This is a genomic window from Salinimonas chungwhensis DSM 16280, assembly GCF_000378185.1.
In the GTDB taxonomy this organism is placed as follows: domain Bacteria; phylum Pseudomonadota; class Gammaproteobacteria; order Enterobacterales; family Alteromonadaceae; genus Alteromonas; species Alteromonas chungwhensis.
Genome location: NZ_KB899376.1, coordinates 603,547 through 624,422 on the forward strand (window position 1 = coordinate 603,547; position 20,876 = coordinate 624,422).

A 20,876-nucleotide genomic window follows, 5' to 3' on the forward strand; every position below is an offset into this window, starting at 1 on the left:
ATGACTGCTAAAAAAAATATCTGCGTACTTATCTCCGGTTCAGGATCGAATCTGCAGGCGCTGATGGATGCCTGTAGTGCCGGTAAGATCAACGGTCAGATTGTTGCTGTTATTTCCAATAAGCCTAACGCATATGGTTTAGAGCGTGCCAGAAAAGCCGCTATCGCGACCCATATAGTTAGTTACGATGACTACAGCAGCCGGGCAGAATACGACGCAGCACTGAGCAGGCTGATTATACAGGTAAATGCCGATTGTATTGTTTTAGCAGGTTTTATGCGTATTTTAACGCCTGGCTTTGTCGACCGTTTCTCAGGTAAGCTATTGAACGTTCACCCATCGTTGCTGCCAAAGTACAAAGGGTTGAATACACATCAACGTGCTATTGACAATAAAGACCCCGAACACGGTGTGAGTGTCCATTTTGTCACGGCAGAATTAGACGGCGGGCCAGTGATCGTTCAAAGCCGTGTACCGGTATTTGAATATGATACCGCAGAGGAATTGGCCGAACGTGTCAACGAACAGGAGTTACGCATTTATCCGCTGGTGGTTAAATGGTTCTGTGACGGACGTCTGGCAATGAAGGATAATAAGGCGATATTTGACGATGAATTTCTTCCGGAGACGGGTTACGCAAGCGACTAACAAAGCAGCGCTGGTGCTGCTCACATTGGGTCTGACAATATCAGCAAAGGCACAGGAGCCCGAGGGGGCTTCTGCTTTGCCAGATTTGGTTCCGTTTGAGGCAACTTACACGGCGTTCAAATGGGGGGATGATGTGGGTAACGCCACCATGAAGCTCGAGCCCTTAGCAGATAAGCAGTTTTCGCTGACTTACTCTTCTCGCGTCTCAAAGTTTTTTTTGTCCGATGAACGCTTTGAACATTCCATTTTCATGGTTGACGATGACAGTCTGGTACCATCGCAATACCATTACACACGCACTGGAACAGGTCCGGATTCAGAAATAACCATTTCTTTTGAAAAGTCGCCCTCTCCTACCGTTGTCGTTGAAGGCAAGGATAATCTGGTCTGGGAGGATGAACTGGACAATCAGCTTTACCGCATCGATCTGGGCCGACAGCTGGCTATTGATAAGCGTGATTTAGGCTACGACTTTATCAATTATCGCGGGCAAAAAAGACACTACGGTATTCGTATTTTAGGAAACGAAACACTGGCGCTACCTTTCGGTAAACTTGAAACCATTAAGGTAAAACTGGTGAGAGACTCAAAAAGCCGTCAAACTTACGCCTGGTATTCACCTGAATTAGATTATCAGCTGGTTCGGTTACAACAATTTAAAGATGGTGACGAACAGGGTGATATAAAGCTTAAAGCTTACAAACGTCTGTAATGCTTAGCACCGTACTTCCTGCTTTACTCTCGAAAGCGCCTTAACGGCGCTTTTTTCTTGATCTTTGGGTCGTGAGTATATAGCTTAACCAAAGCTGGTCAGACCTCGAATCTTTAGATAATTCGTTTCTCGTAGTAAACTGACTGGTGTAACGCCGCATTTTATCAGGAGTGTAAAAATGGCAGAATTTATCTGGTTTTTAATTGTATTGCTGACCCTTTGTGTGGCCAGCTATAAACGTCTGGGGTTGGTAAATACGATAGCGCTAACAGCAGGCGTCATGTTTATCGGCACGTTGTTTGGCGACATTGGTTGGCTTGGCTGGCTTGTCTTTTTGCTCGTGGCTGTACCTTTGGGTGTGTCGGATATCCGCAAAAAACACATTACCAAAAAGCTGTTGGCGTTTTATCAGAAAGTGATGCCTGAAATGTCTCGCACCGAACAAGAAGCGATTGATGCGGGAACTGTTTGGTGGGACGGCGATATCTTCAGCGGTAAACCTGACTGGGACAAGCTGCATGGGATTCCCAAAGGGCGACTGACCCAGGAAGAGCAAGCGTTTTTAGACGGGCCGGTTAATGAAGTCTGTCGCATGGTCGATGAATGGGAAATCAACCATAAATTGGCGGACATGCCGCCAGAGATTTGGGATTTTCTCAAAGAGCACAAATTTTTTGCCATGATCATCAAGAAAAAATATGGTGGTCTTGAGTTCTCTGCCTACGCTCAGTCCCGGGTACTGCAGAAGCTGGCCGGAACCAGCGCTGTACTATCCAGTACTGTTGGCGTACCTAATTCGTTAGGTCCGGGTGAGTTGCTTGGTCATTATGGCACCAAAGAGCAACAGGACTATTATCTGCCACGTCTGGCCAGTGGCGAAGAGATTCCCTGTTTTGCCCTTACCGGTCCCGAAGCGGGTTCAGATGCCGGTGCCATACCCGATGTTGGTGTTGTATGTAAAGGTGAGTGGGAAGGCGAGGAAATTCTGGGTATGCGTCTTACCTTTGACAAGCGCTACATTACCCTTGCACCTATTGCTACAGTTATTGGTCTGGCATTTAAACTTCAGGATCCTGATGGCCTGTTGGGGGACAAACAGGACTTAGGCATTACCTGTGCGCTGATCCCCCGTGAAACAAAAGGTTTGGATATCGGTCGTCGTCACTTCCCGTTAAACACACCTTTCCAGAATGGTCCGATTCGCGGCCAAGATATTTTTGTTCCGCTTGATTACATTATCGGTGGTCACAAAATGGCCGGCCAGGGTTGGCGCATGCTGGTGGAGTGTCTGTCAGTGGGTCGCTGTATCACCCTACCATCTACGGCTGCCGGTGGTGCTAAAACCGTCGCCTTGGCAACCGGGGCATACGCGCGGATTCGTCGCCAGTTTCGTTTGCCCGTCGGCAAAATGGAAGGTGTCGAAGAAATGCTTGCACGAATTGGCGGCAATGCCTATCTGATGGATGCTGTTACCCGGTTTTCTACTGTGGGGGTTGATTTGGGTGAGAAGCCCTCGGTCGTATCGGCCATTTGCAAATATCATCTGACAGAAAAAATGCGCCAGGTAATTAATGACTCCATGGATGTTCATGGTGGTAAAGGGATCATGCTTGGGCCGAATAATTATCTGGGTAGAGCTTATGAGGGCGCACCAATATCAATCACTGTGGAAGGGGCGAATATTCTGACCCGCAACATGATGATTTTTGGTCAGGGTGCTATGCGCTGTCATCCTTATGTGCTTAAAGAAATGGAAGCCGCTAACAAGGATGATCGTCACGAACAACTTAATGAGTTTGACAAAGCTGTATTCGGTCATATTGGTTTTGCAATGTCAAATAAGGTACGTAGTTTGTGGTTTGCATTTACCAGCAATTTCTTCAGCTCTGCGCCCTTCTCCGATGATACAGCGCGGTATTACAAACTGCTGCAGGGTTACAGCTCTAACCTGGCGTTCATGACCGATGTTTCGATGGGCGTTTTAGGTGGTGATCTCAAGCGAAAGGAACGTCTGTCGGCGCGTCTGGGCGATATTTTATCGGGCATCTATCTTGCCAGTGCTACACTGAAGCGCTATGACGAAGAAGGCCGTTTGCAGGAAGATGCACCGTTGATGCACTGGGCGCTGCAGACAACGTTATACGACATTGAAACAGCAATTATTGAGTTCCTGGATAATTTCCCCTCGCGTCCTATCGCTTTGGGTCTTAAAGCAATTATTATCCCGTTTGGTCGTCGCTGTGAGCGTCCTTCTGATCGTATGGAACATAAGATTGCCGGTATTTTACAGCAGCCTTCAACCGCCCGCAGCAGATTGGGCGACGGACAGTACCTTACCCGTGAAGAAGGAAGTCTTTTTGGTGATTTAGAGCAGACATTGGATAACGTATTGGCCGCTGAACCTGTGTTCGAGCGAATCTGTAAAGAAAAAGGCGAAAAACTGCCGTTCACCCGACTGGACAAACTGGCGGACGAAGCGCTTAAAGATGGCATTATCAGTGAAGAAGAAGCCAGCTTGCTTAAAGAAACTGAAGCGGGCCGCTTACGCACTATCAATGTAGATGACTTTGACCACGAAGAGTTAATGGCAGCATCCGCTAAAAAAGGCCGTAATAAAGGTAAGTCTGCAGCCTGATTCAATAATACAGCGTGATGTTTGAAGCAAAGCCACCAGCATTTAATGTCGGTGGCTTTTTTATTTGCATGACAGTCAATCGACGGCCTTTGCCCAGCGATGGACGTCACCAAGAATACCTGGCTGGTATTCAGATCGCCCTAGCATTTAAAGACGTTAATGAGCGCATTGCTCATGATTCATTGAAGTGAAATTCAGTCATCTGACATATTGCCGTCATAACATAACACCTGATTACGACCGTACTTTTTGGCCTGATAAAGTGCCAGATCTGATGCTGAAAAAAGATTATTAATATTGTAACCTGCCTGACGCGTATCGCTGATACCAAAGCTTGCAGTCACCTCGAAGTCAAAGCCGGTTTCAGCGGTCTCCATGGACGCTATGGACTTTCGGCACTCTTGAGCAAAATCAAAAGCTTGTTCACTATCTTTACAGCCCATAACGATACCAAATTCTTCTCCTCCGAGACGCCCAAGTGTGTACTTTTTCTCTTCACACAGCGTTGAGAGCCTTCTCGTCACTTCGATGAGTACCCAGTCGCCCGTCTGATGACCATAGGCATCGTTAATTTTCTTAAAATGATCTAAATCCAAAAATATGAGCGAAGCGGGAAGACTTTTATCCTGTGCAGTATTGATCACCTGCTGGCATTGTTTATTAAAGAAACCTCGGTTACTGATGCCCGTCAGGTAGTCAGTAGAGGCAAGTTCTGCCAACTTCTTCTGGATTTTAGAAGAGCGATAAGACCAAAAGAGCAACCCCAACACACCTGCCAGGGCGACGGCAACGACGAGGGCCATATTAGCCATTTGCTCTTTAACCAGACGGGACTCGGTGCTAAGCAACTGATTTTTTTTATCCAGTAAAGCAATTCGATTTTCTTTACTCTCTAGGTTAAACCGAGCCCGCTGAATGGCCAGCGATTTAGCTACTCTGGCGTCATAAAAAGATCGTGACAGTGAACCAAGTTGTTTTTCGTACTTGTATGCTTTCTCAAAATCATTCTCCAATGCGGCAATCTCAGCCAGGTTAGAATAAGCATCTAAAACTGCCTCCCGAGCGTCTTGTTTTACATCCTCATCAATAACTTGTTGAGACAATTGTTTGGCCTCAGCAAACTTTTCCTGCGCCATCTTTAACTCAGCTTTTGCTATTGAAAAGCCACTGCTGAAATGCTTCCAGCCAATTTTTTCAATCCTTCGACCCGCTTCCTCACCCACAATCTCTGCTTTGATAAGCTCGCCCTTGTCGGTAAGAAATTTGAATAAACTTGTGTAATTGTGGGCTACAAAAAAAGGCAGAGGTACATCCTCGCACAGAGAGATTCCTTGATAGAAATCATCCTCTGAGAGTTCCGGGTCGGCCTCTTGATGCAAGATCTGATTTTTCAGCGACAATGCGTAACACTGATGATGAGGCGTTGCAGCAGGATGCATATATACTTTATTTGCGTACTTTAACGCGATGCCTGGTTGCTCGGTCTCACGATAAAAATTAATTAACGACAAATAAGCATCGGGTTCGACGGTATAAGCATCAATCTGCGAGATGAGTGTTTTGAGTTCACTCACCAGCGCTAAACTTTTATACCACTGCGCCTTGTAAACCGTTAGCGTTAGCGCTGATTGCATAGCACGCACTTTTAGCGTGCTATCGGGTAGTTCTGCAATCAACTGCCTGTACCGCTCAACAACTTTTGCCAAATCCCCCTCAAAAATAGTGCTCAGATAGATCCGCAAATATCGATATCGATATTTTTGCTGCTGCGTTAATGCGTCAAAATCGATATCGTCCAACAGTTGCTTAGACTTTTGTGGATTGGCCAAACGCAGCTTATCTGCTTCATTAAGTCCACTTTCTGATGCTGCCGCACTGAAAAACGAACTGGAAAATAACAGCAATAAAAAAATGAGACTACGCATGGGATTAATTTATTCTAGGGTCCCTGGGTCTATCATCAGGTTCCGGTACCGGGTTTGGTACGGGGTCGGTAGGGTCATGAGGTTCACTAATATTTAATATGGCGTTGATTTGGGCCGCCTGTGCTTGCCATGTTTTTATGGCCTTACGCTGCTCAGCGCTTAAATCTTTGATGCTGATATCAGCGTTTTCACCCAACATAGCGCTAAGTTCTGCTGCGTTCATAACTGCTCCTTTTCCGCCGCCGCTTGTTGCGACAACCTGTCTATGACTTGTTGATTATGTTCCATCTTTTTACCCGGTGGTATCACAAGTGTGGTTATAGGTGTTAATGCAGCCTGGGTGAGTTCGTCCAAGCAAATCTTTTCAGCTCGTACGGTGTCAGTTACCAGCGTTGGACACTCATACAGGATGACCTCGTGAGTTGCGGGATAATGGGCTAAGAGCAGCTCTACCAAAACCGCCCGTTGTTCTGTGGAGCTTACCCTATTTGACAGGGTGATTTCTCCTGCCAGCGCCACCTGCCATAAAATGACATAGCCTGCGGTATCCAGCTGTCTTTGATAAAACATAAACTGGCTGGCTTCCATATGTTGACAGCCGTATGCACCCGGATCGATGGCTAAATCAGCATACAAACAATCCTCTGCAGAAATCCCTGGCTCCATCCAGGCCCGGTACCCTTCACGCTGAGCGGCCGCGATGGCACGATGAGGTACCTGGGCAAATACGCCTGGATGCCCGTAGAAAACGCCGGTAACGCGGCGGTTCTCACGAACAGCATTTAGCATCAGGTCTACCATCTCTTTGTAAGTAATACGGCGGTCTTTATTTTGCGCATATAAGGGCTGCAGCGAACGCACATCGTGGTGCATCGTCTTTAGCCAGTCTTCCATCAACGGATGACAACTACTATAGACAATATCTGCCCGGTTGATAAGGTTGCGGCAACGCACAGACATATGCGCGCCCACTGTGATACCAGGCCCAACACACACCAGACTTCCTTTCACAGGGTGTATCCCTTTTTACGTCTTTCATCAATGGGTGGTATTATGCCCGCCACAGTCCCGGGCGCAATGATAAATTGTTTATTATCATCGCCGCATAGTTTGATGATTGCGCGCATAGCCAATCTACTGGTAAGCGTTACCAATGAAAAATAAAAGGTATCTCATGCGAAAACATATTTATATTGCTTACACCGGTGGCACCATTGGGATGCAGCCGTCTTCCCAGGGGTACGTGCCCGCAGCAGGTTTTCTGGGGGAGACACTGAAGAAAATGCCTGAATTTCATCGGGATGAGATGCCTCATTTTACATTACACGAATACCCCAACCTTATAGATTCATCCGATATGGATCCATCTGACTGGCAACGCATCGCTGATGATATCGCCGCCAATTACGAAAAGTATGACGGCTTTATTATTTTGCATGGTACTGACACCATGGCCTATACCGCTTCTGCCCTTAGTTTTATGCTGGAAAACCTGAAAAAGCCTGTCATTGTTACAGGATCGCAAATTCCACTTGCTGAGCTGCGCTCAGATGGGCAGGTCAATTTGTTAAATGCGTTATTTATTGCGGCAAACTTCCCGATTGCTGAGGTTGGCCTGTTTTTCAATAACCGTTTGCTGCGTGGAAATCGCAGTCGCAAAGTGGACGCCGATGGATTTAACGCCTTTGACTCGCCAAACTTCCCGCCTTTGCTTGAAGCGGGTATCAATATTCGTCTCAATGCAGGAATACTGGCTGAGCCTGATGCAACACCGCTGGTGGTCAGCCAGGTATCCGCCCAGCCAATCGGGCTGGTCAGCCTGTATCCCGGAATTTCCCATGAGGTGCTAAAAAATACGCTGCAACAACCGGTAAATGCGTTAATACTGCTAAGCTATGGCGTAGGCAATGCCCCTCAACATCCCGCTCTGTTAGAACAGCTACAACGTGCCAGAGATAATCAGATTCCCGTTTTAAACTGTACTCAATGTATGCGGGGACGCGTCAATATGGGCGGATATGCCACGGGCCACGGACTTGCTGAGGCGGGCGTGCTTCCTGGCAGTGATATGACACCTGAGGCAGCTTTGGCGAAACTTCATTACCTGCTGTCTAAGTCGTTAACGTTTGAACAGATAAATCAATTGCTTTGTCAAAATCTACGCGGAGAACTGAGCCAGTAACATGCCTTCTTTAACCGGAAATATCTCAAAAATGCGCGTAAGCGCGACCCCTGATGACAATACCGTGCAGTATTCACTCCCGGTAGGCGATGAGCAGGTCCCTATGAATGCGCTTATAGGGCAACAACTTAATGTTGAGCATAGCGGACAAATCCATTGCGTACATTGCGGTAAGAAGACCAAAAAAAGTTTTAACCAGGGGTATTGTTATCGCTGTCTTATTACTCTGGCGCAATGTGACAGCTGTATTATTAAACCAGAAAAGTGTCACTATCACGAAGGCACCTGTCGCGAACCCGAATGGGGAGAAACTAATTGTATGAGCGAGCATTTTGTCTACCTGGCAAATACCGGCAATCTGAAAGTCGGTATTACCAGACATGTCAAAGACAGTATTTCCAGCCGCTGGATGGATCAGGGCGCCAGTCAGGCATTGGTAATGTTGCGGGTACCGGATAGATTAACCAGTGGTGAAGTTGAGACATTGTGCAAAAACCATATTGCCGATAAAACCAATTGGCGCACAATGCTCAAAGGCAAGCCTGATTTGCAGGATATGGAGGCCGTCAAAGCAAGCCTTTTGGCTGATATAGAGCCGCAACTGGACAAATTGCGGGAACAAAAAGGATTACAGGCCATAAGCATAGCTGACGCCGAACCGGTTATGATTGAATATCCTGTTAACAACTACCCGGACAAAATAAAGTCCGTTAATCTGGACAAAACGCCTCAGTTTAGTGGTGAGCTTCAGGGTATTAAGGGGCAATATCTGCTGTTAGACGACAACCGGGTTATTAATATGCGCAAATATGCGGGCTATGAACTTACCGTGAGTTATTGATTGAACCAGACCCGTATCTGATTTTGTTAACGTTCCGGCTGGCTCTGCGCCGGACGTTAATCTGTGATTTGCTCAGCGACCTATGATAAATAGGTCTGCGTAGCCGGCATGAGCGATACACGGTAATTCAGTGCTTTAGCCAGCCCAGGCTTACCCCCTCCAAACAAAGCGACCCTATCCCCTGTCAGATCTCAGGCAGTCGACGCAAATACCTTGGTTTGGCAATCTTAGCATCTTGATCGATGAGATCGCTAAGGCTGCCTCTGTCAGGCAAAATGTTTGAACCAGACATGCCCGAGACGATTAAACTTAACACTACATGCACCAGCCACGACTATATGTTCTACACTATATTTAGATGGCAGCGCCAAACCATGCAGCGCGCTTTAGTAAAGTCGGTTTGACGATGATTACCAAGCCAATGACTGGTTGAAATAAAAATGCGCACTTTAACTACATAACATAGCCATGATGTTCAAACCGGTTAGCTGATTAGAGGGCTGTTGCGTGACTAGCTTTCACCCTGATTTTAAATAAGTAATAGCGCCGGATATGCCTTTATCGTTTGCGCTCCTTCGCCCCTTGCATAGTTTGCGATACTATTTCGCAATGGTGTACTTTGCTTTTTTACCATCAGCTTTTACCCAGACGCTGCACCAGGATTTAACCGGTTGTAATGACGATTTTCCCTCAGGACTGCAGGTTAATACTATTGAGATAATAAACCGTCCCATCTTTGATGAAAATGCTGCGAACACTATCTCTTTGCACCGCTGGGCCAATGCCATGCACATAATTACCCGGCCCGGTATTATCCAGGATAGACTTACCTTCAAGCGGGGCGATGTGGTCACTGAAGAAGATATTCTTGAAGCACAAGCCATTCTCAGGGCACAGCGATTTCTGGCAGATGCGACAATATCCACGACTAACAATTGTGAAGTCGGCACGATGGATGTAAAGATTGAGACCTATGATAACTGGTCACTTATTCCGACCCTCTCATTCAGTCGCCGAGGCTCAGAAAACTCGGCGCTCGTTGGTATCAGAGAGGACAATTTGCTTGGCCTGGGTATTCGGGCTACCGCCCGCTATACCAAGGATGAGCAAAGAAGTGGTTATCAGCTCGCTTTCTCCTCAATTGTCCCCTGGGTAGAACACGCTAACCTTTTTCTACGACTGGAAAACAACGATGATGGCGATATTTACAGCGTTGCTTTTGAAAAACCTTTCTATCACCTTGATAGCGCTAACAGTCTATTGTTAAGTGCTAACCAGACAGCGTTAGTTGAAGAAATATTTCAAAACAATAAAAGCCGCAACAGCTTCCATCTCGCGGGCAAGGCCTTTACCGGGGCTTATGGCTGGCGGATAGCCTCAAATAACCGGCGCACAAGCAGACTGATGCTGGGTCTGACTTACAACAAAGCTATATTTTCATCGCCTGCTGACAGCCCTGCTAATGACGTGTCCTTCACTCCGACTTCCCGGGATTTTTTATATCCGTGGGTTAGCTTTGTGTATGCTGAGCGTGACATCCTGGTGATGCGGGATATCTATCTGATTAACCAGCCTGAAGACATCAATTTAGGCTGGCAACTGACAGCACGACTAGGTGTAGAGGCCGACAACTCTGAAGGCGGACTGGGTATTCATACTCAGGCGACAATCACAAAAAGCCTTATCACTGGTCTCAATCAGCTTTTAATGGCCAGTGCAACCTTTAATGCAATCACTAACACAGGTATCAGTGATTTTATACGCGTTGATTCACGACTGGAGTATTTTTACAGACACTCTGACCTGATAGGTTACTACCTGCGATTAAACGGAACATTATCGGCAGGACAATTCCTTGACCAGCCGATTGTAATTGATGATGAAAATGGCGTGAGGGGTTTTCCTAATCAGTATCAGCACGGCGACCATCGAATTGCTGCCGGTGCTGAGGTACGGCTTTACACGAACTACAATTTCTACCAGCTATTTGAGGTTGGTTTCGCCGCTTTTGCAGATGTTGGCAAAGCTTTTGATGGCAAGTCAGCACGTCTGAATGAAGAATCCGGCTGGTTACACAGTGTGGGTCTGGGTGCACGCCTTTTTTCGAACAAGTCGAGTAACAGTGGCGTTGTACATATTGATGTTGCAAAGCCTTTCGGGGCTGCAAAAAATGTTAACAATTGGGAATGGAGTATACAGCTTAAAAAGGCGTTTTAATGCTCAGTCTTCCACATCTATCGTAAACGCGCCTTTATACCGCGTCTGGCGCCACATCAGCCCTACCTGGTAAAACATGCTAATCATTAGCAGTGAGAACCACCACTCGTAAGCATTCTCCCATCTGGTCCAGAATTCCTCAAAAAAATAACCTAACGCTGCGCTGACGATGGCAGTAATAATCAGCACCAGCGCAATCATCGTTAGTCGATTTTGTGCTGCTACAATGTGTAGTTTTTGCGTATCGAGATAGTCCAGACTCCTTAATAGCATCAGGTGAGCAAACGCGGTTAGCGCAAAGTAAAAGATCACGCCAATGCGTCTGGCCAGGGCGTACGGCTCTCCTTCTGCGCCCAAAGTTACCGTATAGAGGACCAATGCCAGGCTGGCTATTATCCCCATCCCGCTGACCATCATTGATTTACCCTGAGCCACTGACATCTGGCGTAACCAGTGATGTAACAAGAGCCAGTACGCAGACATAAAAACCGCAGTGGGGATAAGCAGTGCTTTAAAGATAAAAAATTCAGGATACTGCCGGCCCGTGGCACTGATGGAATGGCAGTCCGACCAATAAGGGTTGCACGCTGTAAGATTTCCCATCGCTATGCCAATAGTCAAAGTGATGTGGACAGTAACCAGCGGAAGAAAAACACACAGCTGTGCTATTCGATAGGGGAACATCAGCGTTAATCCTCGTTGTTGTGATCAGATTTTTTATTGACCGGCCAGACCATTAAAAACGCATTATCACCACCACAAGAAACAGTAACAGGGCGCTGGCAGCCAGACAGATCAACACTGTGCTATTAACGTTGAGTTTGGCAGGTTGCCTCTTCGCTTTTTTCATAAGAATTTTCTCTTCGAACGCTGCTTGTACGACGGCTGGTAACACTGATTTGTATGTTAAATATAGCTAAAGGCTAAGTAACGTGCATTCTGCCGGCATGTAATTGCCATGATCAGGCTAAAGAACCACGCGCATAGAATGTCATATTGCGGATTAACGCTAATTTTGATGATCCGGTTAGCCAGACCAAGGGGAGTCACTATTCGACAGTCAGATAACCACCAGTATCAGGTTTGTTCCGGCGTTTTTATGCTATGATTCCGTCTGCCTGGTAGATTATTCTGCGGCACTGTCGGGCCTGCTTGCAAAGGTGACAGGCGATCTTTATGATCTATCGCCGGGTCTAAGAAGGTATTGTTTCAGGTCTCGATTCATCAGCCCGCCTTTTTTATAATATTCAGCCAGCGTTAGCTTTTATGAATCTTTGCATCTCTATGTGATTGCTTTAATCCAATATAAACCAAATGTGCGTACAATAGGTTGTTGTTTTGATAACGCTTTTGCGCATCACCGTTAGCGCGGCCGGATAAGCCAGTTTATATAATGAAGTCAAAGCTACCGTAGTCACTGAACTCAACTAGCCACAATAATTAGAATTAGTGAGGAATGTTAAACCCAATGAGCTTATTTTGGATTCCGGTTTTATTAGTTTTGGGCGTTCTTGTACCAATCATCTGTGAGCGGTTCGGCAGAAATGTGTGTACGGTGGCGACCATGGCTTTGCCGGGGTTAGCATTAGCTAAAATTCTATCTATTGTTCCTGAGGTTTTTGCCGGGAATGTCATCACCGAATATTTATCCTGGATACCATCCGCGGGTTTAATCCTTTCTCTGAGAGTCGATGGTCTGGCTTTGCTATTTGCATTGCTCATTCTGGGAATTGGCCTGCTCATAATATTTTATGCCAGCTACTACCTGTCAGAAGAAGAAGCCATCGGACGTTTTTACGCCTATCTGATTTTATTTATGACAGCGATGCTATCAATCGTGCTTGCCAACAATCTCTTGCAGCTCTGGATGGCGTGGGAAATAACCAGTATAAGCTCGTTCCTGCTGATTAGTTTTTGGTCATCGAAATCGGAATCGCGCAAAGGCGCTCGCATGGCACTGACTGTCACTGGTGCCGGTGGGCTGGCATTGCTGGCCGGTTTTTTACTGATTGGGGATATAGTCGGCAGTTATGATCTCAGTGTTGTGTTAAATAGCGGTGACACTATTAGAGACCACGCGCTCTATCCGGTTGCACTGCTGCTGGTGCTGGCTGGCGCCTTTACAAAATCTGCGCAGTTTCCTTTTCACTTCTGGCTGCCCCACGCTATGGCAGCGCCAACGCCGGTGAGTGCTTATCTGCACTCTGCGACCATGGTTAAAGCCGGTATATTTTTATTAGCCCTTTTTTACCCGGTACTGGCGGGCACCGATTTGTGGTTTTTTGTCGTCAGTATGACCGGGCTGGCTACGTTTCTTATCGGCGCTTATCTCGCGCTATTTCAGCATGATTTGAAAGGGTTGCTTGCTTATTCGACCATCAGTCACCTGGGGCTGATTACGTTACTGCTGGGGATAAATACACAATTAGCAGCCATTGCCGCCCTGTTTCATATAATGAATCACGCTGTATTTAAAGCCTCACTCTTTATGGCAGCCGGTATCATTGATCACGAGACCGGCACCCGGGATATGCGCAGACTTAATGGCTTGTGGAAATATATGCCGCATACAGCAACGCTGGCTACTGTTTCGGCGGCATCCATGGCGGGTATTCCTTTATTCAACGGTTTTCTATCTAAAGAAATGTTTTTTGCAGAGACACTGGATCAGGTCGCGCTTGGCTCTTTATCCTGGATGATCCCTGTACTGGCGACATTGGGGGGAATCTTATCTGTCGCGTATTCAATGCGATTTATTCACGACGTTTTTTTCAACAAAGAGCCGGAGGGGTTACCAAAAACCCCCGCGGAACCGCCTCGTTACATGAAATTCCCGGTAGAAATATTAGTGGTAATCTGTTTGTTAGTGGGTATTGTTCCTGACTTTATGATTGGCGATTTGCTCGCTATTTCCGCCACTGCGCTTCTTCCCGACGGCCCCCTGCCTGAGTACAGTTTATCAATCTGGCATGGTTTGAATTTACCCTTACTGATGAGTGTTATTGCTATTTTCGGTGGCCTGCTGGTTTACGCTTACCGCCACCCTCTTTACCGTTTCCAGTCACAGTTTAGAGAGACAGACGCAAAGCTAGTATTCGAAGGCATCATGCAGGGAGGGATCCAACAGGTCAGCCGCTTGCATAATACCCTTAGTAATGGGTCATTGCAGCGTTATATAGCTTTGCTGCTTATTTTGGTCATCGTTATGACCGCTATTCCGATCATACAATTAGACAGCGCCGCGGGAAATCTCACCGACCAGGCGGTCAATGGTATCGAAATCACGCTTGCAATGTTGCTTTGCATTAGTGCAGTTGCCACCGCCATACTCCATAAACAACGTATGATCGCGCTGATTGCTATCTCCGTGGTTGGGTTGATTGTGTCTATTACATTTGCCCGTTTTTCCGCGCCTGACTTGGCACTGACTCAGCTAGCGGTTGAGATTGTGACCGTGATTCTTTTGATGCTGGCGCTGTTCTTTTTACCTCAGAAAACGCCCGCTGATTCAGCGCCCAAACGGATAGTCAGAGATCTGGGGATTGCAGCGATTCTCGGCGGTATTGTGGCAACCATTAACTACGCCATTATTACCCGGCCATTTGACAGTATTTCAGACTTCTTCATAGCCAACAGTAAAACCGGCGGTGGCGGTACCAATGTGGTTAACGTTATTCTGGTTGATTTTCGTGGTTTCGACACGCTTGGTGAGATTACGGTACTGGGAATAGCTGCACTGGGTATTTTCAAATTACTAACAAGAATTCGTCTATCAATGCCAACGGCCAATGATAAAGGGATTGCCTGGTCAAAAGATGTGCATCCGCCGATTCTCGTTATGATTTCACAAAGCTTATTGCCGCTTGCATTGCTGGTTTCTGCTTATATTTTCATTCGCGGGCATAATCTGCCCGGGGGGGGATTTATTGCCGGACTGGTGACATCTGTGGCAATTATTCAACAGTACATAGCCCACGGAGTGGACTGGATCAAGCCCCGTATAAAGCTGAATTATCAGAACCTAATTGCATGGGGAGTGTTACTGGCTGCGCTAACAGGTGTGGGTAGCTGGCTTTTTGACCGGCCGTTTCTGACCTCCTGGTTTGATTATTTTGATATTCCCTGGATTGGCAAGATAGAGCTTGCCAGTGCGATTATCTTCGACCTCGGGGTATATCTTACGGTGGTAGGAGCAACCTTATTAATTTTGGCAAATCTGGGTAAGTTAACAACCGAGCATCGCCCAACGGTGGAGGAAGAATAATGGAGACTCTGTATGTTCTTTGCGTGGGTGTGATGACCTTCAGTGGCGTATTTCTATGTCTGCGCGGGCGCACATTCCCGGTGGTTCTGGGGTTGATGATGCTGGGCTACGCGGTAAATCTGTTTCTTTTTTCCAGTGGCCGCCTGAACTTAGACGGCGCTGCTATTCTTGGAAAATCTGAAATCTACGCCGATCCCCTCCCTCAGGCCCTGGTGTTAACCGCTATCGTAATTGGTTTTGCGATGATAGCGTTCATCGTTATTTTATCAATGCGAGCAAGAGCTGATCTTGGTAATGACTATGTCGATGGTAAAGAGCCCCCTGATTCATCAATGAATAGCCCATCCCGCTGGAGCAGTAAAAAATGATGGACCACCTTCCTATTCTGCCTATTCTGATTCCGCTGTTTGGTGGACTGCTGATGCTATTGCCACCCTTTGCCGGTGTTGAACGGTACGTCAATCGACGAATCGGTACGACGTTGCTGTGTGTGCTCCATATTGTTGCAACCATTTTTCTTATGAATTCAGTCAGTGAAAATGGCTCAATGATGTACGCAATCGGAAACTGGCAGGCACCATTTGGCATCATCATGTTTGCTGATCCATTAGCCGTCATGCTGGTTTTATTAACCGGCTTTCTGGGCCTTGCATCAACCCTTTACGCTTTTGCCGGCACCGATCGCGAGGGGCGGTATTTCCATCCTATTATGCAATTTCAAATCATGGGCATTACCGGGGCGTTTCTCACTCATGATTTATTCAATTTGTTTGTGTTTTTTGAAGTCCTTTTAATCGCCTCCTACGCCCTGCTTATTCACGGCGGCGGCAAGCAGCGGACACTGGCAAATGTACATTATGTAATATTGAATCTGGTGGGTTCCTCTCTGTTCCTGTTTGCGCTAGGCACTTTGTATGGCACCACAGGTACGCTCAATATTGCCGATATGTCGTTGAAAATAAGTACACTCTCTGCGCGGGAACAGGTAATAGCTGAAGCTGGCGGTATGTTGCTACTGGTTGTTTTTGGGTTGAAAGCTGCCATTTTGCCATTACATTTCTGGCTGCCGCGAACTTATGCTGCGGCCAGCGCGCCCGTCGCGGCTTTATTTGCCATCATGACCAAAGTTGGTGTTTATGGCATTTTCAGGGTCTACACAGTGATTTTTGGTGAGCAGGCCGGACAGCTAAGTGGCATGATCCAGCCCTGGATATGGCCTCTGGCTATTTTAACCGTCATCATAGGTACCGTGGGTGTATTAGCCAGCCCGGATCTCAGAAACTTAACCGGTAACCTCGTGATTATTTCGGTGGGCACATTGCTGATGGCGTTTGCTATTCGAACACCTGAGGCAACCGCCGCAGGTTTTTACTATCTGATCCATAGCACCCTTATATCAGCGGCCTTATTTATGATAGCCGATATGATTGGACAACAGCGAGGTAAGGCCGTTGACCGCTTTGTTATCGCCAGAAAAGTACAGCAACCTGCACTGCTCGGCCTGATGTTTTTTGTGGCAGCAATGGCAATAGCAGGTTTACCTCCGTTTTCAGGATTTATTGGTAAATTAATTATTCTGCAATCAGCTTTTAGCGATTCCGACAAAGTATGGGTCTGGTCAATTGTTCTTATTTCCAGCCTTCTTACTATCATCGCACTATCAAGGGCAGGTACAACGCTGTTTTGGCGACACGCCGGCGACCGTGACAAAGCGGATAAAACAGCGGTGTCATACTGGCAGATTGGTGGTGTTTCTTTATTACTGATTGCTTCTCCGTTAATTGTCATATACGGCGCGCCGGTTATTAAATATACCGGCCACGCAGCACAGCAGCTTCATGATTTGAGCGCTGCGGTTAGCGTTATGCAACTTAAAGGAGTACAACAGTGAGTATTATTACACGACTGTTGCCGATGCCTGCTCATAGCTTTTTATTGCTCATTGTGTGGTTGATGTTAAATGTGAGTTTCAGTCTTGGTCACATCATTTTAGGCTCGGTGCTGGCAGTTATTATTCCGCTTCTTTGCGCGCCTTTACAGGTCCCTCAGCCAAAACTTAAACGGCCATTGCGCGCGGTTCGGTATGTCTTCATGGTGTTAGGTGATATTGTTGTAGCTAATGTACAGGTTGCTATCCTGGTGGTTGGGCCTATGCGGCGCATCAAACCCGGTTTCGTGGCAATACCTATAGATCTTGAAGAAACCCTTCTTATTACCATACTTGCCAGTACCGTTACGATGACGCCAGGAACATTAAGCGCTGAACTTTCGAAAGATAAAAACTGGCTTTATGTCCATGTGCTTAACATGCCTGACAACGAAGAAGAAGTTATATCGTTGATAAAAAACAGATATGAGTCAGCTATCAAGGAGATTTTTCAATGCTAGAAACCGCTGTGATTTGTGTTGGCATTATGATTTCTATCGCACTTATTCTGAATCTTTGGCGATTGCTGGTGGGGCCGGATTTGGTCGATCGCATAGTGGCGCTGGATACTATGTATATTAATAGCATCGCGTTAATAATGCTGTTTGGCATGTACAACAAAACCTCATTATACTTTGAGGCCGCTTTGCTTATCGCAATGTTAGGCTTTGTAAGCAGCGTTGCATTTGGCAAATATATTCTTCGCGGCGATATTATCGAATAGGACAAATTATGAGTTTTTGGGTTGAGGTCATTGTTTCCATCTTACTAATCATCGGCGGTACGTTTGTGCTGGTGGGTTCAATTGGTCTGTTTCGTCTAAAAGACGTTTATTGTCGACTTCACGGCCCCACTAAAGCTACCACTGTGGGACTGGGAGGGATTCTGTTAAGCTCGATGATCTATATGTCTCATCATAACGGCTATCTGAGTATTCATGAGCTTCTGATTACGTTATTTTTGGTTATCACCGCACCCGTAACCGCGCATATTCTTGCCAAAGCTGCTATGCATCATAAAGTAAAAACGATGGAAGCGACGAGAAACAGCCACATGGTCACCACAGCCAGAGAACAACGTCCACCCGTCAGCGACAACGATGCTGGAAGTAGCTAACATCACCCGTTCTATTCTGGTAGGGATGATGAAAAGCCTTCATAGCAATACCCCGTTGCCACTATTACTGAAATAGCAATACCCCGTTGCCACTATTACTGAAATAGCAATATGTTGCCCCGACCCACGAACTCCATTTACGCAGTAAAACCTATAACTCATAGCCATATCTATGCGTAAAACAACCTGAATAAACTATGGTGTCTGCGGCTGATTAACCGGATAATTTTTCTCAGATATCGCCCTTAGCTATAGTTAATTATGACAAAAGTTTTTAACACCACATTACTACGTTCTCGACGACTGTCGGTAAATATCGTGACCTACCACGAAGGACACCGTGTTTTACAGCATAACGATCCTATGGGAAGCGGTCGTTACTTTAAGTTCAATATGGTACTCATTAAACCAACTAAAGGTGGCAACTTTTCATGTGAAAAAGTAATTTTCAGCCTTTTCGACCGTATCTTTTTTTTCAGACCTGACAAGTACCTTCATAGTGTGAGTAAAATTGAAAAAGGTAAGCGAAAATTACTGTCAGTGGCGATGTATATTTAAAAATAGCTGTCGAAGCTGGCTAGACAGAAAATACAGCAACAACAACGCAGTTAAGACCGGCCGTCATAATCTAATATCGAATACGGTTTTAAGCGTATCTATCTACCCTGCAAAATATTCAGAAGCCAGCCAGCGCCCACCAATGCTTGCGGACATTGATATGCACTGGCTGGGCTGATAAACACTATTGCTTATCCTATTGGGTAGGCAGACCGTACTTCCCATTTAGCATTTTCTAATCCAGTCTATAGGCTAGCTAACGCGCTCGTATTTATCTATAAGCACCTTACAGGTATCTGCTACTTCGGCATACGATAGACATTTTCGCAAAGTAGTTAATGCTTCAGTTTTGCGATCCAGGCTGGCCAGCGTTATTGCTTTTTGGATGATTAGCAACGACTCGTTCCCAAAACTACTTTCAGCTAACTGGATAGCGGCCAAAGCCTCCTGATAATTCCGGTTTGTTAGTTCCATATCTACTTTGGTTTTTAAAAAGTTCGGAGAAGCATGTTGCCAGTCTTTTACCAGGTTGATGTTTTCCCAGGCCCGTTTTTGATTTCCCTGCGCCATGCGAATATTGTATAACACTTCGCGGATACCGGGATGGTATCGCGTTTCATCATTTATCGCACTAATCGCCAAACGCTCCGCTTCTTTCACGTCATTACGGGCAAGTGCAGATGCAGCGGCAAACGCGCGTTGATAACCGATTAATGTATTTCGCACACTGGCATTCTGGAACAATTCAGTTAACCCCAGTGGCTTGGTACGTTGCCGTTCAACATGTTGATATTCCCGTCGTACATAATCTCGCAGGTTTTCTTCGCGATCATCAGTCGACATATGAGTGCGCTCGAAATAATTCAACATAGTGCCGGTAAGTGCTTGCGCCCCTCTGTCTAAAAAACTATTAGCCTGTTCATTTAGCTCTGCTACATTGAATTCTGCTAAGGATTGTTGCAATGCGAGTTTCTCCTGCGCAAGGAACTGAGACAACAAACCTTGCTGTTTTCCCTGAAAATCTCTTAAGCGCTGCAATGTGAAGCTTGCTGCACGAGGCGCATAGCCTGCGGCCACGGCTAAATCCATACCAAGCAGGTCAGCTTCGTCCTCCTGGGTGCGTTTCCAGGCTGTATTCCAGACATTATCGGATAGACTGGCGATAATACCATTGTAACGCATCGCTTTTTCGATGTTGCTTTCACCCTGCCTGCTGGGTTCGTATCTAAAATCAGGTAGAACACTATCACTTTTTTCTACCTTGGTGTCTTTGACAATATTGGCGAATTTAAACATCTCTGCCACAGTGTTTACGTTGGCTTTATTGGCCTCCATCGTATTGAAACGCTGATGATGACGAAGCAGCAAATGACTTAACTCATGGGATAACAACTGCGCTATTTCATGTTCTGTCTCCACGTTGTTAAGCATACCCAGCGGAACACTTATCATTCCGTAAGGGTCCGCGTATGGCGCAAAATGCTGGCTATCGATTATCTGGACCTGCGTTCTTACCGGCGTCCCATCCCAGTGTCTGATCAATTCATCGAGAATACGCTGTAAGTATGCAGTTATAACCGGTGCATCAACGACGTGGGACTGGCGAAGCTTATCAGCGGGAATTGACAGGCCCGAGTAACTGATCACCTGGCCGGTTCCACTTAAGTCATCATCTCGGCTTTTATACTCGTCCAGTGTGCTTTGCGACAGATATGTGCCTTCAAAGCTCTTATGGGGCGTTCCACCGGTCAAATTATCAAACGCTTTAACCGCACCTTCAAATGTTGATTTGCAGCCACCTGTAATAAGCAAAAGCAGTATCAACGTTAAAGTTTTTACCCTTTTCATAGC

At 46.3% G+C, this 20,876-nt stretch carries 18 protein-coding genes; 13 read left to right on the top strand and 5 right to left on the bottom strand.

All coding sequences use genetic code 11. From position 1 onward, the window contains the following. The 3 genes from purN to fadE all read left to right on the top strand — a co-directional run bounded on the left by purN (position 1) and on the right by fadE (position 3,995). The gene (gene purN, locus F458_RS0102815) at positions 1 to 648 is read left to right on the top strand and encodes a phosphoribosylglycinamide formyltransferase (RefSeq protein ID WP_018981856.1); all 648 of its coding nucleotides are present in this window, start codon (positions 1 to 3) and stop codon (positions 646 to 648) included. Further along, the gene (locus tag F458_RS0102820; protein WP_040610028.1) at positions 611 to 1,360 is read left to right on the top strand and encodes a DUF3108 domain-containing protein; all 750 of its coding nucleotides are present in this window, start codon (positions 611 to 613) and stop codon (positions 1,358 to 1,360) included. The genes purN and F458_RS0102820 overlap by 38 nt, the downstream gene beginning before the upstream one ends. A 178-nt stretch (positions 1,361 to 1,538) precedes the next feature. Then, a complete protein-coding gene (fadE, locus tag F458_RS0102825; protein ID WP_018981858.1) occupies positions 1,539 to 3,995 on the top strand; it encodes an acyl-CoA dehydrogenase FadE in 2,457 nt (818 codons plus the stop codon). 194 nt (positions 3,996 to 4,189) lie between these two features. Here fadE and F458_RS0102835 read toward each other — a convergent pair whose 3' ends face one another. From F458_RS0102835 to F458_RS0102845, 3 genes are read right to left on the bottom strand one after another with little or no spacing between them, the layout of a single operon-like run. Continuing rightward, complete coding sequence (locus F458_RS0102835; protein ID WP_018981860.1) at positions 4,190 to 5,920, bottom strand: GGDEF domain-containing protein; 1,731 nt, start codon at positions 5,918 to 5,920, stop codon at positions 4,190 to 4,192. Positions 5,921 to 5,924: 4 nt separating this feature from the next. After that, on the bottom strand, positions 5,925 to 6,143 hold the full coding sequence (locus F458_RS0102840; RefSeq protein ID WP_018981861.1) for a hypothetical protein: 219 nt from the start codon (positions 6,141 to 6,143) through the stop codon (positions 5,925 to 5,927). Then, the gene (locus F458_RS0102845) at positions 6,140 to 6,931 is read right to left on the bottom strand and encodes an SAM-dependent methyltransferase (protein ID WP_018981862.1); all 792 of its coding nucleotides are present in this window, start codon (positions 6,929 to 6,931) and stop codon (positions 6,140 to 6,142) included. Before F458_RS0102845 ends, F458_RS0102840 begins: the two co-directional genes overlap by 4 nt. A gap of 163 nt (positions 6,932 to 7,094) precedes the next feature. On the opposite strand from F458_RS0102845, the gene ansA reads away from it, so the two are divergent. From ansA to F458_RS18935, 3 genes are all read left to right on the top strand, one after another. Further along, the gene (gene ansA / locus F458_RS0102855) at positions 7,095 to 8,102 is read left to right on the top strand and encodes an asparaginase (RefSeq protein ID WP_018981864.1); all 1,008 of its coding nucleotides are present in this window, start codon (positions 7,095 to 7,097) and stop codon (positions 8,100 to 8,102) included. A 1-nt stretch (position 8,103) separates the two neighbouring features. Continuing rightward, complete coding sequence (locus F458_RS0102860) at positions 8,104 to 8,943, top strand: DUF2797 domain-containing protein (protein WP_018981865.1); 840 nt, start codon at positions 8,104 to 8,106, stop codon at positions 8,941 to 8,943. Positions 8,944 to 9,552: 609 nt separating this feature from the next. After that, positions 9,553 to 11,160, top strand: coding sequence for a BamA/TamA family outer membrane protein (locus tag F458_RS18935; protein ID WP_018981866.1), 1,608 nt, complete (start codon positions 9,553 to 9,555; stop codon positions 11,158 to 11,160). A 3-nt stretch (positions 11,161 to 11,163) separates the two neighbouring features. On the opposite strand, the gene F458_RS0102870 is transcribed toward F458_RS18935, so the two are convergent. After that, entirely contained in the window at positions 11,164 to 11,844 is a 681-nt protein-coding gene (locus tag F458_RS0102870; RefSeq protein WP_018981867.1) for a hypothetical protein, read from the bottom strand. A gap of 784 nt (positions 11,845 to 12,628) precedes the next feature. Between F458_RS0102870 and F458_RS0102875 the strand changes: the two genes are divergently transcribed. From F458_RS0102875 to F458_RS21000, 7 genes are all read left to right on the top strand, one after another. Then, positions 12,629 to 15,424 (top strand): monovalent cation/H+ antiporter subunit A, encoded by a 2,796-nt coding sequence (locus tag F458_RS0102875; protein ID WP_018981869.1) that lies wholly within the window; start codon positions 12,629 to 12,631, stop codon positions 15,422 to 15,424. Continuing rightward, a complete protein-coding gene (locus F458_RS0102880) occupies positions 15,424 to 15,792 on the top strand; it encodes a Na+/H+ antiporter subunit C (protein WP_018981870.1) in 369 nt (122 codons plus the stop codon). Before F458_RS0102875 ends, F458_RS0102880 begins: the two co-directional genes overlap by 1 nt. Further along, complete coding sequence (locus F458_RS0102885; protein WP_018981871.1) at positions 15,789 to 17,315, top strand: monovalent cation/H+ antiporter subunit D; 1,527 nt, start codon at positions 15,789 to 15,791, stop codon at positions 17,313 to 17,315. Before F458_RS0102880 ends, F458_RS0102885 begins: the two co-directional genes overlap by 4 nt. Continuing rightward, positions 17,312 to 17,812: a Na+/H+ antiporter subunit E gene (locus F458_RS0102890; protein ID WP_018981872.1), complete on the top strand. Its 501-nt coding sequence runs from the start codon at positions 17,312 to 17,314 to the stop codon at positions 17,810 to 17,812. The genes F458_RS0102885 and F458_RS0102890 overlap by 4 nt, the downstream gene beginning before the upstream one ends. Beyond that, positions 17,806 to 18,075: a K+/H+ antiporter subunit F gene (locus F458_RS0102895; protein WP_018981873.1), complete on the top strand. Its 270-nt coding sequence runs from the start codon at positions 17,806 to 17,808 to the stop codon at positions 18,073 to 18,075. The genes F458_RS0102890 and F458_RS0102895 overlap by 7 nt, the downstream gene beginning before the upstream one ends. 8 nt (positions 18,076 to 18,083) lie before the next feature. Then, entirely contained in the window at positions 18,084 to 18,467 is a 384-nt protein-coding gene (locus F458_RS0102900; protein ID WP_018981874.1) for a Na+/H+ antiporter subunit G, read from the top strand. Between the two features lie 261 nt (positions 18,468 to 18,728). Then, a complete protein-coding gene (locus F458_RS21000; RefSeq protein ID WP_026294447.1) occupies positions 18,729 to 19,025 on the top strand; it encodes a hypothetical protein in 297 nt (98 codons plus the stop codon). 252 nt (positions 19,026 to 19,277) lie between these two features. On the opposite strand, the gene F458_RS0102910 is transcribed toward F458_RS21000, so the two are convergent. Further along, complete coding sequence (locus tag F458_RS0102910) at positions 19,278 to 20,873, bottom strand: M48 family metalloprotease (RefSeq protein WP_018981876.1); 1,596 nt, start codon at positions 20,871 to 20,873, stop codon at positions 19,278 to 19,280. Positions 20,874 to 20,876: the final 3 nt, after the last annotated feature.

What these genes read in the sequence shown, in the direction of transcription:
- purN (WP_018981856.1), top strand. Translation starts at nt 1, where the DNA reads ATGACTGCTAAAAAAAATATCTGCGTACTTATCTCCGGTTCAGGATCG.
- F458_RS0102820 (WP_040610028.1), top strand. Translation starts at nt 611, where the DNA reads ATGAATTTCTTCCGGAGACGGGTTACGCAAGCGACTAACAAAGCAGCG.
- fadE (WP_018981858.1), top strand. Translation starts at nt 1,539, where the DNA reads ATGGCAGAATTTATCTGGTTTTTAATTGTATTGCTGACCCTTTGTGTG.
- F458_RS0102835 (WP_018981860.1), bottom strand. Translation starts at nt 5,920, where the DNA reads ATGCGTAGTCTCATTTTTTTATTGCTGTTATTTTCCAGTTCGTTTTTC.
- F458_RS0102840 (WP_018981861.1), bottom strand. Translation starts at nt 6,143, where the DNA reads ATGAACGCAGCAGAACTTAGCGCTATGTTGGGTGAAAACGCTGATATC.
- ansA (WP_018981864.1), top strand. Translation starts at nt 7,095, where the DNA reads ATGCGAAAACATATTTATATTGCTTACACCGGTGGCACCATTGGGATG.
- F458_RS0102860 (WP_018981865.1), top strand. Translation starts at nt 8,104, where the DNA reads ATGCCTTCTTTAACCGGAAATATCTCAAAAATGCGCGTAAGCGCGACC.
- F458_RS18935 (WP_018981866.1), top strand. Translation starts at nt 9,553, where the DNA reads ATGGTGTACTTTGCTTTTTTACCATCAGCTTTTACCCAGACGCTGCAC.
- F458_RS0102870 (WP_018981867.1), bottom strand. Translation starts at nt 11,844, where the DNA reads ATGTTCCCCTATCGAATAGCACAGCTGTGTGTTTTTCTTCCGCTGGTT.
- F458_RS0102875 (WP_018981869.1), top strand. Translation starts at nt 12,629, where the DNA reads ATGAGCTTATTTTGGATTCCGGTTTTATTAGTTTTGGGCGTTCTTGTA.
- F458_RS0102880 (WP_018981870.1), top strand. Translation starts at nt 15,424, where the DNA reads ATGGAGACTCTGTATGTTCTTTGCGTGGGTGTGATGACCTTCAGTGGC.
- F458_RS0102885 (WP_018981871.1), top strand. Translation starts at nt 15,789, where the DNA reads ATGATGGACCACCTTCCTATTCTGCCTATTCTGATTCCGCTGTTTGGT.
- F458_RS0102895 (WP_018981873.1), top strand. Translation starts at nt 17,806, where the DNA reads ATGCTAGAAACCGCTGTGATTTGTGTTGGCATTATGATTTCTATCGCA.
- F458_RS0102900 (WP_018981874.1), top strand. Translation starts at nt 18,084, where the DNA reads ATGAGTTTTTGGGTTGAGGTCATTGTTTCCATCTTACTAATCATCGGC.
- F458_RS21000 (WP_026294447.1), top strand. Translation starts at nt 18,729, where the DNA reads ATGACAAAAGTTTTTAACACCACATTACTACGTTCTCGACGACTGTCG.
- F458_RS0102910 (WP_018981876.1), bottom strand. Translation starts at nt 20,873, where the DNA reads ATGAAAAGGGTAAAAACTTTAACGTTGATACTGCTTTTGCTTATTACA.